Here is a 12,582-nt window from a genome sequence, read left to right on the forward strand (position 1 = left end):
GACGAGGGGTCGACGACGGGGTCAGCGTGCGGCGAGGACGGCCTCGACCGCGCGGACGACGACGGCCCGGCGGCGCTCGCTGCCGATGGCGTCGACGGCGGTGTCGAACTCGGGGGTGTTCGAGCTCCAGAAGCCGGACAGGTGCAGCACCAGGCCGAGCAGCTCGACCGGGGTGAACGTCGACGGCAGCGCGCCCGCGGCCTGGGCGTCGGCGATGGCCTTCACCTTCGCCGCGTTGCTCTCGAGCACGATCTCGAGCGGCCGTGCACCGGCGCGTTCCAGCCGGTACCAGGTGGCCAGCCGCTGCACCCAGGGCCGCTCCTCGTAGGAGTCGAACAGCCGCCCGGCGTACTCCGGCAGGGCGCCGGCGTCGACCGGGACGGCGTCGAGCGTCGCCCGGCACAGGTCGTCGAAGACGGCGTCGAACAGGCCGTCCTTGCTGCCGAAGTAGTGGTAGATCTGCGCCTTGTTGCTGGCCGCGGCGGCCGCGATGCGGTCAACCCGCGCCCCAGCGATGCCCACGGCCGCGAACTCGTCGCGCGCGGCGTCGAGCAGCCGGCGGCGGGTCGCCTCGGCATCGCGGGGCATCGGGGACGTCACGTGACCGAGCTTACCAACGAGTTAGTTGACAAACCGGGAACCGCGCGGTCCACTGGTATCAACTAATCAGTTAGTTAGGAGTTGGAGCCATGTCCACGTTCCTCGTCACCGGCGCCTCCCGCGGGCTCGGCCGCGCCGTCGTCGTCGCCGCACTCGCCGCCGGCCACCAGGTGGTCGCCGGGGTCCGCGATCCGCACGCCCTCGACGACCTCCTCGGCAGTGCCGACGGCCGGCTCGTCGTCGTCCCGCTCGACGTCACCGACCCGGCCGCCGCGGAACGGGCCGTTCACACCGTCGTCGATGAGTTCGGGCGGCTGGACGTGCTGGTGAACAACGCCGGCTACGCGAACCTCGGCAGCATCGAGGACACCGATCCGGCGGACTTCCGCGCGCAGGTCGAGACGAACCTGTTCGGCGTCGTCAACGTCACCCGGGCGGCGCTGCCGGTGCTGCGCGAGCAGCGCGGCGGGCACATCGTGCAGGTGTCGTCGGTCGGCGGGCGCATGGCGTCGGCCGGGCTCGCGGCGTACCAGACCGCGAAATGGGCGGTCGGCGGCTTCTCGTCGGTGCTGGCCGCGGAGGTCGAGCCGCTCGGCATCAGGGTGAGCGTCCTCGAGCCCGGCGGCATGCGCACCGACTGGGCCGGCTCGTCGATGCGGGTCGATCCCGTCCGCCCGGAGTACGCCGAGACGGTCGGCGCCAACGCGGCGCGGATGGGCGAGGCGGCCCTCACCCAGGCCAGCGACCCGGCCAAGGTGGCCGAGCTGGTGCTCCGCGTGGTCGCCATGGACGAGCCGCCGCTGCGGTTGCTCGTCGGGCCGGACGCCTACCTCTACGGCACCGCCGTCGGCCGGGCACTGCTGGCGGCCGACGAGCAGAATCGTGAGCTCAGCGAGTCGACCGTCGCCGACGACGCGACCGCCGAGCAGCTCGATCCGCTGGGTGCCGCACAGCGGTAGTACCGAGTTATACCCGGAGGTATACTCGGGGGATGAAGACCGCGATCTCGCTGCCCGACGAGACGTTCGAGCGCGCCACGCAACGTGCGGCCGAACTCGGCATGAGCCGCTCGGAGTTCTTCGCGCGCGCCGCCGAGCAGTACCTCCGCCACCTCGACGACGCCTCGCTGACGGCACAGATCGACGCGATCCTCGACCGCACCGGCGACGACGACTCCGCCTCGGCGGCCGTCGCCGCCGGTCGCGGCACGCTCGCCGCCACCACCTGGGACGAGCCCGACTGGTGATCCACCGGGGCGACCTCTACTGGGTCGACCTCGGACCGGCCCGCGGCAGCCGTCCCGCCAAACGGCGCCCGGTGCTGATCGTCCAGGCCGACCCCTACAACGCCAGCCGCCTCGGCACCGCCCTCGCCGCCGTCGTCACCTCGAACACCGCGCGGGCCGAGCTCCCCGGCAACGTCTTCCTCCCGGCCTCGGCGACCGGCCTCCCCCGCGACTCCGTCGTCACCGTCGCCGCCCTGGTCACCGTCGACAAGCGCGACCTGCGCGAGCGGGCCGGCCAGGTCCCTCCGCACCTCATGCTCGCCGTCGACGACGGCCTCCATCGCGTCCTCGGCCTCTGAGCAAGGAACTACCTCAACTACCTAATCTGAGCCGCGTTTTGGGTAGTTCAGGTCGTTCACCGCCACGGGCTTCGCCCACGCGCGGATCCATTTCTCGCCCGTGTAGACAATGACGCCAACAGTTGGCGTCAGCGTCTACATGCTCGCGCTGCATCTACCGGCCCGTCGCATTCTTTCCGAAAGGCGTCGAACTAGACTCGCCGGCATGACGGCGAGGACGTCCGTCGCGGCCACCGCAGCGGCAGCGCTGCTCGCGGCCGGCTGCTCGACGCCCGAGCACGGGGCGGGCCACCCGCCGGCCGCGACCTCGCCCGCGCCGACGCTGTCGCCGGGCGTCCCCGACTCCGCCGAGCTGTCCGAGCCCGTGGTCGCCCGCGGCCGGGTCCTGCGCGCCGACGGCACGGGCGTGGCCGACGCGCTGGTGACGCTCGAGTCCACGTCGTCCAGCGGCGAACCGTCCCACCCCGTCGCCGTCACCAGGTCGGGTGTGGACGGGAGCTACGAGCTGCGCATTCCCGCAGAACTGCGCGACGCCCTGCTCACGAACGACGACGGGCTCGTCGAGTTCGCCGTCGCCGCAGAGTCCCCCGACGGCAACGCCCGTAGCGACCCGTGGACCGCGCCGGCCGAGCCCACCCACCCTCAGACCATCGACCTCGAGGTCCCGTGATCATCAAGGATTGACCACACCATAGGGGGTCGAATCCTTGATGATCATGGGTGGCGGGCGGAACCGGCGCGATGGTGTCGGGAATCGGGGCTCCCGTTCGACGACAGGGCGAGAGAATGACGGCGCCCGCCGTCGAACCGAGAGGAGCCAATCATGCGGTTCGTGTCGTTCATCCGGTCGGATGAGCCGAATCCGGCCGGGCCGCCGCCACCGGAGCTGTTCCAGGCGGTCGGCGACCTCGCGCAGGAGATGAGCGTGTCCGGATCGCTCGTCGACATGGGCGGGCTGCTGCCCAGCTCGGCCGGGGCGATCGTGTCGTTGGTCGATGGGCGGATCAGTGCGGTCGACGGGCCGTTCGCGGAGGCCAAGGAGCTGATCGGCGGGTTCGCGATGCTCGACGTGCGGTCCCGGGAGGAGGCGGTCGAGCTGGCCCGGCGGATGCTCCGGCTGCACCAGCAGCACTGGCCCGGCTGGGCCGGGTCGATCGAGCTGCGCCAGGTCGAGGACGCCGACCACCCGCACCCGGACCTGCCGAGAACCTAGCGGTTTGCCCCGCCCGCGGCCGGGTGGTCGAATCGACGGGTGACCGAGGAGACCACCCGCGCCGCCGTCGAGGCCGTCTGGCGGCTGGAGTCGACGCGGCTGGTCGCCGGGCTGGTGCGCATCGTGCGCGATGTCGGTCTGGCCGAGGACCTCGCCCAGGACGCCCTGGTCGCGGCCCTCGACACCTGGCCGCGCGCGGGGATCCCGGACCGGCCGGCGGCCTGGCTCATGACCATCGCCAAGCGCCGGGCCGTCGACCTCTACCGCCGGCACGAGCGGCGCGACGTCCTCTACGAAGCCATCGCGCGCGACCGGGGCGCCGACGTCGTCGAGCCGGACTTCGCGGCCGCCGTCGACCACGTCGAGGACGACGTGCTGCGGCTGATGTTCGTCTGCTGCCACCCGTCGCTGACGGCGGAGGCGCGGACGACGCTGACGCTGAAGCTGGTCGGCGGGCTGAGCAGCCGCGAGATCGCCCGTGCCTACCTGACGTCGGAGGCGACGATCACGCAGCGGGTCGTCCGGGCGAAGCGGACGCTGGCCGAGGCCGGCGCCGCGCTGGACGAGCCGGTCGGCGCCGAGCGGGCGGCCCGGCTGGCGGCGGTCCTCGGAGTCGTGTACCTGCTGTTCAACGAGGGCTACTCGGCCACCGAGGGCAGCGACTGGACCCGGCCCGACCTGTGCGCCGAGGCGGTCCGGCTGGGCCGCATCCTCACGACGCTGGTGCCGGACGAGCCCGAGGTGCACGGCCTGTCCGCCCTCATGGAGCTGCAGTCGTCGCGGCTGCGGGCGCGGGTGGGGCCCGACGGCGAGCCCGTGCTGCTGGCCGACCAGGACCGCACCCGCTGGGACCACGCCCGCATCCGCCGCGGACTGGACGCCCTCGACCGCTCGGCCCAGCTGACGCGGCAGCCCGGTCCTTACGCCCTGCAGGCCGCCATCGCCGCCTGCCACGCCCGCGCGGCCCGGCCCGAGGACACCGACTGGGCCGCCGTCGCCGACCTGTACGAGCGGCTCGGCCGGCTCGGCGGCACCGCGGTCACGGAGCTGAACCGCGCCGTCGCACTGGGCATGGCGTACGGGCCGGCGGCCGGGCTCACGCTCGTCGACCAGATCGCCGGCGAGCCCGCACTGAAGGGCTACCACCTGCTGCCGAGTGTCCGCGGCGACCTGCTGGAACGGCTCGGCCGGCCGGACGAGGCACGCGCGGAGTTCGAGCGCGCGGCAGAGCTCACCCGCAACGACCGCGAGCGCCGCCTGCTGCTCGAGCGCGCGGCCGCCCTCAGCCGCCTGCCACGCGGCTGACGGCGTCGAGCTCGTCGCGGGTGGGCGGGTTGGCCCCGGCGCGCGAGACGGTGACGGCGGCGGCCATGGTCGCGCGGCGGACGACCCGCTCGACGACGTCGGCCGGCACCACCCGCAGCCGCCCACGCGCGGCGCCGCCGAGCAGCTCCTCGTGCCAGAGCCCGTCGAGCAGACCGGCGGTGAAGGAGTCGCCGGCGCCGACGGTGTCGGCGACCGTGACCGGCGCGGCCGGCACGTGCACCTCTCCCCCGCGGCTGACGGCGACGGCGCCCGCGCCGCCCAGCGTGACGACGACCAGCGCCGGCCCCAGCCGCAGCCAGTCGCGCGCGACCTCGAGCGGCGAGCGGCCGGGCGCCAGCCAGCCGGTGTCCTGGTCGCTGGCCTTGACGACGTCGCTGCCGGCCACCAGCCGCTCGACCCGCTCGCGCAGGTCGCCGGCCGGGCCCATGAGCGCGGGCCGGATGTTCGGGTCGTAGCTGACGGTGCTGCCCGCGCGGACGTCGCGCACCAGCCGCTCGACCGACGCGGCCCCCGGCGGCACCGTCGTCGCCAGTGAGCCGGTGTGCAGCACCAGCGGCGGCTCGCCGCCCAGCGCCACCGGGCCGAGGTCCCAGGTGAGGTCGAACTTGTAGTCGGCGGAGCCGTCGGCCCCGAGGCTCGCGACCGCCGTCGACGTCCGCGCCGCCCTCTCCTGCGTGCGCACCTCGACGCCGGCCGACGCCAGGTGCGCCCTGATGGCGTCGCCGTCGGCGTCGGCGCCCAGCTCGGTGACCAGCGCCGTCCGCCGCCCGAGCCGGCCGAGGCCGTAGGCGACGTTGGCCGGGCTGCCACCGGGATGTCGCGTCTCGGCACCGGAACGGCCGACGATGACGTCGGTCAGTGCCTCCCCGACGACGACGGCGACCCCGGAGGCCTCGTCCGGCCTCATGGAACCGCCGGAGGGATCTCGCCGGAGCCGCGCAGCACCGTCGTCGTCGGCAGCAGGATGCGCTGCGGCCGGCCGCGGTCGCCGTCGAGCCGCTGGAACAGCAGCTCGGCCGCCACCCGGCCCATCTCGGCCGGGTTCTGCGCGATGACGCTGACCCGCGGCTTCAGCAGGTCGGCCAGCGGGAAGTCGTCGAAGCCGATGAGCGCGACGGAGGTCTCGAGCCCGAGGTCCTGCAGCGCCGTGATGGCCCCGATGGTGACGAGGTTCTGGCTGGCGAATACCGCCGTCGGGCCGTCGCCGTCGCCTGAGCCCCCGCCCGAACGCAGCAGCGCCGTCGTCGCCCGGGCCGCGTCGTCGACGGTGTGCAGGTCGTGGACGACCAGCGCGGGGTCGAGCGGCAGCCCGCGCTCCAGCAGCGCCCGCTGGTAGCCGGCGAAGCGCTGCTCCGCGGTCGGGATGCCCGCGAGGTCGCCGAGATAGGCGATGCGGCGGTGGCCGACGTCGGCGAGCTGGTGCACCGCCTGCCCGGCGCCGGCCTCGTTGTCGGACAGCACGCAGTCGGCGAGCAGGCCCTGCGGCTGGCGGTCGACGAACACCAGCGGCGTGCCGGCCTCCATCTCAGCGCGCAGGTAGCCCTGGTCCTCGCCGACCGGCGCGACGATGAGGCCGTCGACCCGGCGCTCGGTGAACGCCCGGACGAGGGCGCGTTCGCGCTGCTGGTCCTCGTCGACGCTGCCGGCGAGGATGAGCACCCGACGCTCGTTGGCGACGTCCTCGACGGCGCGCAGCAGCGCGCTGGAGAACGGGTTGGCGAGGTCCTCGAGGACGGTGCCGATGGCGGCGGTGCGGCCGCTGGACCGGCGCAGCGCGCTGGCCGACAGGTTGGGGCGGTAGTCGAGCCGGGTGATGGCCAGCCGCACGGCGTCGACCTTCTGCGGCGTGACGCCGTTCTCGCCGTTGACCACCCGCGAGACGGTCTTCATGCTGACGCCCGCCATGGCGGCGACGTCGCGCAGCGTCGCCCGCGGCCGGTACGGCACGGCCGCCGGGTCGGCCTGCGCCGCCGCGTCGGCATGCGCCGCCGGATCGGCGTGTTCGGTCATGGGCCCCTCCCTTCGACACAGTATCCGGCACGGGTGGGACGGACGGGCGCTGCGCGCGACGCCCGCGCGCCGCCGCTTTGACAACATTGTCAGGCCGCCTCCTGGGCCGGAATCATCGCCCCGTAACACCGCAGAAAGCAAGTATTGACACGCGCGCCACGAACCTCCAAACTCCCCTGACAAGGTTGTCAAAGCCTGACCACGATCACTGGCAAGGGAGCTGGGACGTATGCGCAGGAGAGTGCGGTCCGCTGTGGCGACGCTCGCCGCGGCCGCCGGCATCGCGGGCGTGATGGTGCAGACCGGGTCGGCGGGGACGGTGCAGGACTACCCGGAGTTCCCCTACCCCGTCACCAACTACCAGGAGGACAACCGGGGCCAGTTCCACTTCAGCGCGCGCGGCGGCTGGATCAACGACGTCAACGCGCCGCTGTACTACGACGGCGAGTACCACCTCTACTACCAGCACAACCCGCACGGCCTGCAGTGGGACACCATGCACTGGGGGCACGCGACGAGCACCGACCTCGTGCACTGGAAGCAGCAGCCGATCGCGCTCGAGCCCGGCGTCCACCCGGGTGACCTGTGGTCCGGCGGCGGCGTCGTCGACACCGGCAACGTCAGCGGCCTGAAGGACGGCGACGACGACCCGATCGTCGTCTACTCCGGCACCAACGGCGTGCAGATCTTCTACTCCACCGACGGCGGCGACACGTTCCAGACCTACGACGGCGGCCGCAAGGTCGTCGTCCCGCAGGGCACCAGCCGCGACCCGAAGGTCTTCTGGGACGACGAGTCCGGTACCTGGGGCATGGTCGTCTGGTCCGACGCGCCGGGCGGCAACGGGGTGGACTTCTACACGTCGGCGAACCTGCTCGACTGGACCCACGCCTCGCGCTACGACGCCGACTGGCTGTTCGAGTGCCCCGACTTCGTGGCGATGCCGCTCGACGGCGACCCCGAGAACGTCCAGTGGGTGCTCAACGGCGGCGGCGGCGAGTACGTCGTCGGCGACTGGGACGGCACCACGTTCACCACCACCCAGACCACGCCGCTGCAGTTCAACCAGGTCGACACCTACGCCGGCAGCAGCTACTACGCCGGGCTGACCTTCACGAACATGCCCGACGACCGCATCGTGTCCATGGCCTGGCAGGGCCAGAACGGCGGCACGGTCTGGACCGGCAACCACACCTTCCCGGTCGAGATGCGCCTCGAGACCGTCGACGGCGCGCCGACGGTCCTGAGCACGCCGGTCGAGGAGATCGAGACCCTGCGCACCGACACGCAGACCTGGAAGGCGCGCATGCTCGACGGCGACCGCGCGGCCGCGCTGCTCGACGGCGTCGAGATGGACACCACCGAGATCGAGGCCGAGTTCGAGGTCATCGGCCGGACGGAGCCGCGCTTCGGCTTCCGCCTGGGCACCGGCGACGACGGCTGGTTCGACCACGAGGTCGTCTACGACACCAAGACGCAGACGCTCGACGGCGTCCCGCTGCCGCTCGAGGACGGCAAGGTGAAGCTGCGGCTGCTGATCGACCGCGGCCAGCTCGAGATCTTCGGCAACGACGGCCGGCTGTACCGCAGCCTGAACGTCAACTTCGACAGCATGCCCGGCGGCGACACCATGGACCTGTTCACCGACGGGAACGTGCGGCTGACCGGCATGACGGTGCACCGGCTCGGGTCCATCTGGGGCGGCGAGTCCACCTTCGAGTCGAACGTCGGCGGGCAGTGGTACACCGACTCCGGCGTGTGGTCCGACGCGTCCGGCGGCAAGAAGGGCACCAGCGGCGGCGACGCGTTCTACCTGAACACCGCCACCGGCACCGACTTCACCTACGAGGCCGACGTCCGCCTCGACTCCGGCGTCGCCGCGGCGCTCACGTTCCGCTCCAACCGCGACGCCAGCCGGCACTACACCGCCAACGTCGACGCCCACGCCAACGTGATCAAGCTCTGGCGGCCGGGCCGCGACATCGCCACCTACCCGCTGGACGTCGAGTACGGACGCACCTATCACCTGAAAGTGGTGGCCGAGGGCTCCCGGATCCGGGTATACCTCGACGGCGGCGCGGAGCCCGTCATCGATGCCGTCGACGACACGATCCCCAGCGGCCAGTTCGGCCTCAACGTGTTCAACGGCACCGCGGTCATCCAGAACGTCCAGGTCGGGCCGGTGCCCTGACCGTCGACGTCCCCACCCCTCTGATGCAGAGCAGCACCCGAGCAGAAGGAAGATCGTCATGACCCACCCCCGACGCCGGCTCGCCGTGGCGGGAGCCCTCGCCGTCGCCACCGCACTCGCCGTCACCGCCTGCGGCTCCGACGACGACGGCGGCACCACCGCCGCGGGCGAGGGCGACTCCGTCGCCGTCACCCTCATCACCAAGGACTCGATCAACCCGTTCTTCGTCGCCATGCAGGACGGCGCGAAGGAGGTCGCCGAGACCGAGAACGTCGACCTCACCATCGCGGCCGGCGCCGAGGACGGTGACGAGGAGGGCCAGATCCAGGCCATCGAGAACGCCATCGCCGCCGGCGAGCAGGGCATCCTCATCGTGCCCAACGGCCCCGGCGTCAACCCGGCCATCGAGCGGGCCCGCGACGCCGGCCTGTTCGTCATCGCGCTGGACACCCCGCCCGACCCGGCCGACATCGTCGACATCACGTTCGCAACGGACAACTTCGAGGCCGGCGAGCTGATCGGCCAGTGGGCGGCGGCGCAGCTGGGCGGCGAGCCCGCCACCATCGCGCTGCTCGACCTGTTCAACGACAAGATCGTGTCGGTCGACTACAACCGCGACCAGGGCTTCCTGTCCGGCATGGGCATCGAGCTCGGCGACGACAAGCGCAACGGCGACGAGCCCGCGACCGGCAACTACTCCGGCGGCACGTACGAGATCGTCTGCAACGAGCCGACCGGCGGCGCCGAGGACGGTGGCCGCACGGCCATGGAGAACTGCCTGACCCGCAACCCCGACGTCAACGTCGTCTACACGATCAACGAGCCGTCCGCCGCGGGTGCGTACGCCGCGCTCGAGGCGGCCGGCGTCGCCGAGGACGTGCTCATCGTCTCCGTCGACGGCGGCTGCGACGGCGTGCAGGCGGTGAAGGACGGCCGCATCGGCGCGACGTCGCAGCAGTACCCGCTGCTCATGGCGTCCGAGGGCGTCAAGGCGATCGCCGACATCGCCCGCGGCGGCGAGGCCCCGCAGCCCAGCGACGGCCTCGACTTCTTCAACACCGGGGTCGCGCTGGTGACGGACACGCCGGCGGACGGCGTCGAGAGCATCGACACGACCGAGGGCGCGGACAAGTGCTGGGGCTGACCACCGAGCCCGGCGGTCAGGGTGGGGCGGCGGCGGAGCTGGAGCGCCGCCGCCGCGCCCCCGCGCAACGCGTCCAGCACGTCCTGCACACCCACCCGGCGCTCAGCCCGGCGATCATCCTGCTGCTGACGTGCATCGCGTTCACCCTGCTCAACGACCGGTTCGCCGCGCCCGCCGCGCTGTCGCTGCTGATCCAGCAGACGGCGGTCGTGGCGGCGCTGGCGATCGGGCAGACGCTGATCATCCTCACCGCCGGCATCGACCTGTCCGTCGGCGCCATCGCGGTGCTCTCGTCCATGCTGGCCGCCCTGCTCGCCGCCGAGCAGGGCGTGCCGGCGCCCATCGCGCTGGTCATCGGCGTCGCGGCCGGCCTGGCGGCGGGCAGCCTCAACGGGCTGCTGGTCACCCGGGTCGGGCTGCCGCCGTTCATCGTCACGCTCGGCACGCTCAGCGTCTTCACCGCCGTCGTGCTCATCTACACCGGCGGGCAGAGCGTGCCCGGCGCCGACCTGCCGGACCTGCTGAGCTGGACCGGCACGACGTTCCCCATCGGCGACTTCCGGCTGACGTACGGCGTCGTCATCGTCGCGCTCATGTACGTGGTCGTCGGCTGGGCGCTGAGCCAGACCGCGTGGGGCCGGCACGTGTACGCCGTCGGCGACGACTCCGACGCGGCGCGGCTGGCCGGCATCCGGGTCAGCCGGGTGCTGTTCAGCGTGTACGCCGTCGCCGGCCTCATCTACGGGCTGGCCGCGTGGGTGCTGATCGGGCGGGCGGGGGCGGCGAGCCCGAACGCCATCGCCGACGCCAACCTCGAGTCGATCACCGCGGTCGTCATCGGCGGGACCAGCCTGTTCGGCGGCCGCGGCGGCATCGTGGGGACGCTGCTCGGCGCGCTGATCGTGCAGTCGTTCGCCATCGGGCTGTCGCTGGCCGGCGTCGACGACCAGTACCGCCTGCTCGCCGTCGGCATCCTCGTCATCGCGGCGGTGTCGGTCGACCAGTGGATCAGGAGGGTGCGGGCATGACGACGACGCAGACGGCGGCTGGCCGCCCGGGGACTGGTGAAGACGTTCGGCCGGGTCGTGGGGCTCGACGGCGTCGACGTCGACGTGCACGCCGGCGAGGTGCTCGCCGTCATCGGCGACAACGGCGCCGGCAAGTCGACGCTGATCAAGTGCCTCACCGGCGCGCTGGTGCCGGACGCGGGGACGATCACCGCCGACGGCGCCGAGGTCGTCTTCCGCCGGCCGCAGGACGCGCGCGACGCCGGCATCGAGACCGTCTACCAGACGCTCGCCGTCGCCCCCGCCCTGGACGTCGCGAGCAACCTCTACCTCGGCCGCGAGGAACGCCGGCCGGGGATTCTCGGCTCGGTGTTCCGCATGCTCGACAAGCAGGGCATGCGCTCGCGCGCCGAGGCGGCCGTGCGCGACCTCGGCATCACGACCATCCAGAACATCACCCAGCCGGTCGAGTCGCTGTCCGGCGGGCAGCGCCAGGCGGTCGCGGTCGCCCGGGCGGCGGCGTTCGGCAGCCGCATCGTCGTGCTCGACGAGCCCACGGCCGCGCTGGGCGTGAAGGAGTCCAACCAGGTGCTGGCGCTGATCGAGCGGCTGCGCGAGAACGGGCTGGGCGTGATCCTGGTCAGCCACAACATGCCGCACGTCTGGCAGGTGGCCGACCGCATCCACATCCAGCGGCTGGGCCGGTCGGCCGGCGTCATCACGCCGTCGTCGCACACCATGGCCGAGGGCGTGGCGATCATGACGGGAGCGGCGGCGGCCTGACGGGCCTTACACTCTGGTGCCGTGATGGCTGAGTCGGGGGGTCGGCTGCGACGGGTGGTCCGGGGAGCCTCGCGCCAGCACCTGACGCTGGCCGGCAGCGCGGCGGGCGCCGTCGCGCTGACCGTGCTCGTGGCCGGCGGCTTCGACCCCACGGAGAAGACCGCCGCCGAGGTCGCGCCGCTGGCCGAGGGCGACACCGTCGACGTCGGCCCGTTCATCGTCACCATCGAGCGCATGCGCGTGGTCGACGAGCTACCCGGCGTCTCCGAGGGCGACGACGAGACCCGCGTACTCGCCGTCGTCGCGACGGTCGAGGCGACCGGAACGAAGACCCAGTACGGCTACCTGCTGAACGAGAGCGTGACCCTCGACGGCATGCCCGGCGTGCCGTCGTACGAGGTCCCCGGCCGCACACGCGACCCCGAGGAGACCGTGTCGGCCGAGGGCGCCTACGTCATGGCCGACGGCTCCGTCCTCGACGCGATCCAGCCCGGCCTCGAGTACGAGGTCGCGCTGGTGTGGGAGCAGGACGCCCGGGCCGACGTGCCGGCCGAGGCGCGGCTCGTGCTGGTCGGGCACACGCTGCGGCAGAGCTCCATCGACCACACCGACGAGTGGCTCGACCCGCTGCCCATCGCGGCCGGCGACCTCGCGGTCAGCGAGCCCGAGGGTGACTCCTGATGGGCGGCGCCCGGCGCGTGGCGCGTCCGCCGGTGGGGCGGTT

At 72.8% G+C, this 12,582-nt stretch carries 14 protein-coding genes; 11 read left to right on the forward strand and 3 right to left on the reverse strand.

Annotated features, from left to right (window positions below; all coding sequences use genetic code 11):
• Nucleotides 1-21: 21 nt before the first annotated feature.
• Nucleotides 22-600 (reverse strand): TetR family transcriptional regulator, encoded by a 579-nt coding sequence (locus HD601_RS23055; protein WP_221441227.1) that lies wholly within the window; start codon nucleotides 598-600, stop codon nucleotides 22-24.
• A gap of 89 nt (nucleotides 601-689) precedes the next feature.
• Between HD601_RS23055 and HD601_RS23060 the strand changes: the two genes are divergently transcribed.
• The 6 genes from HD601_RS23060 (at nucleotide 690) to HD601_RS23085 (ending at nucleotide 4,702) form a co-directional block, all read left to right on the forward strand.
• Nucleotides 690-1,559 carry an SDR family NAD(P)-dependent oxidoreductase gene (locus tag HD601_RS23060; protein WP_184825827.1) on the forward strand — a complete coding sequence of 290 codons (870 nt, stop codon included), beginning with the start codon at nucleotides 690-692 and terminating at the stop codon, nucleotides 1,557-1,559.
• A gap of 32 nt (nucleotides 1,560-1,591) precedes the next feature.
• Complete coding sequence (locus HD601_RS23065) at nucleotides 1,592-1,846, forward strand: ribbon-helix-helix domain-containing protein (RefSeq protein WP_184825829.1); 255 nt, start codon at nucleotides 1,592-1,594, stop codon at nucleotides 1,844-1,846.
• The gene (locus tag HD601_RS23070; RefSeq protein WP_184830133.1) at nucleotides 1,840-2,184 is read left to right on the forward strand and encodes a type II toxin-antitoxin system PemK/MazF family toxin; all 345 of its coding nucleotides are present in this window, start codon (nucleotides 1,840-1,842) and stop codon (nucleotides 2,182-2,184) included. Before HD601_RS23065 ends, HD601_RS23070 begins: the two co-directional genes overlap by 7 nt.
• Nucleotides 2,185-2,389: 205 nt before the next feature.
• The gene (locus HD601_RS23075; RefSeq protein WP_184825831.1) at nucleotides 2,390-2,854 is read left to right on the forward strand and encodes a hypothetical protein; all 465 of its coding nucleotides are present in this window, start codon (nucleotides 2,390-2,392) and stop codon (nucleotides 2,852-2,854) included.
• Between the two features lie 153 nt (nucleotides 2,855-3,007).
• Complete coding sequence (locus tag HD601_RS23080; protein WP_184825833.1) at nucleotides 3,008-3,397, forward strand: YciI family protein; 390 nt, start codon at nucleotides 3,008-3,010, stop codon at nucleotides 3,395-3,397.
• Between the two features lie 39 nt (nucleotides 3,398-3,436).
• On the forward strand, nucleotides 3,437-4,702 hold the full coding sequence (locus tag HD601_RS23085) for a sigma-70 family RNA polymerase sigma factor (RefSeq protein WP_184825835.1): 1,266 nt from the start codon (nucleotides 3,437-3,439) through the stop codon (nucleotides 4,700-4,702).
• Here the strand turns inward: HD601_RS23085 and HD601_RS23090 are convergent.
• Together HD601_RS23090 and HD601_RS23095 are read right to left on the reverse strand one after the other, a co-directional pair.
• Nucleotides 4,680-5,630: a carbohydrate kinase family protein gene (locus HD601_RS23090; protein WP_184825837.1), complete on the reverse strand. Its 951-nt coding sequence runs from the start codon at nucleotides 5,628-5,630 to the stop codon at nucleotides 4,680-4,682. The two genes, HD601_RS23085 and HD601_RS23090, sit on opposite strands and share 23 nt — an antisense overlap.
• The gene (locus HD601_RS23095; RefSeq protein ID WP_184825839.1) at nucleotides 5,627-6,733 is read right to left on the reverse strand and encodes a LacI family DNA-binding transcriptional regulator; all 1,107 of its coding nucleotides are present in this window, start codon (nucleotides 6,731-6,733) and stop codon (nucleotides 5,627-5,629) included. The genes HD601_RS23090 and HD601_RS23095 overlap by 4 nt, the downstream gene beginning before the upstream one ends.
• A 229-nt stretch (nucleotides 6,734-6,962) precedes the next feature.
• On the opposite strand from HD601_RS23095, the gene HD601_RS23100 reads away from it, so the two are divergent.
• Genes HD601_RS23100 through HD601_RS23120 form a run of 5 tightly spaced genes read left to right on the forward strand, consistent with a single transcriptional unit; the run spans nucleotide 6,963 to nucleotide 12,539 of the window.
• Nucleotides 6,963-8,924: a glycoside hydrolase family 32 protein gene (locus tag HD601_RS23100; protein ID WP_184825841.1), complete on the forward strand. Its 1,962-nt coding sequence runs from the start codon at nucleotides 6,963-6,965 to the stop codon at nucleotides 8,922-8,924.
• A 58-nt stretch (nucleotides 8,925-8,982) separates the two neighbouring features.
• Nucleotides 8,983-10,068: a substrate-binding domain-containing protein gene (locus HD601_RS23105; protein WP_184825843.1), complete on the forward strand. Its 1,086-nt coding sequence runs from the start codon at nucleotides 8,983-8,985 to the stop codon at nucleotides 10,066-10,068.
• Nucleotides 10,059-11,096, forward strand: a complete 1,038-nt coding sequence (locus HD601_RS23110) for an ABC transporter permease (protein ID WP_184830134.1) — start codon at nucleotides 10,059-10,061, stop codon at nucleotides 11,094-11,096. The genes HD601_RS23105 and HD601_RS23110 overlap by 10 nt, the downstream gene beginning before the upstream one ends.
• 18 nt (nucleotides 11,097-11,114) lie before the next feature.
• Nucleotides 11,115-11,858, forward strand: coding sequence for an ATP-binding cassette domain-containing protein (locus HD601_RS23115; RefSeq protein WP_184830135.1), 744 nt, complete (start codon nucleotides 11,115-11,117; stop codon nucleotides 11,856-11,858).
• Between the two features lie 24 nt (nucleotides 11,859-11,882).
• The gene (locus HD601_RS23120) at nucleotides 11,883-12,539 is read left to right on the forward strand and encodes a hypothetical protein (RefSeq protein WP_184825845.1); all 657 of its coding nucleotides are present in this window, start codon (nucleotides 11,883-11,885) and stop codon (nucleotides 12,537-12,539) included.
• Nucleotides 12,540-12,582: the final 43 nt, after the last annotated feature.

The sequence above is a fragment of the Jiangella mangrovi genome (assembly GCF_014204975.1).
Taxonomy (GTDB): domain Bacteria; phylum Actinomycetota; class Actinomycetes; order Jiangellales; family Jiangellaceae; genus Jiangella; species Jiangella mangrovi.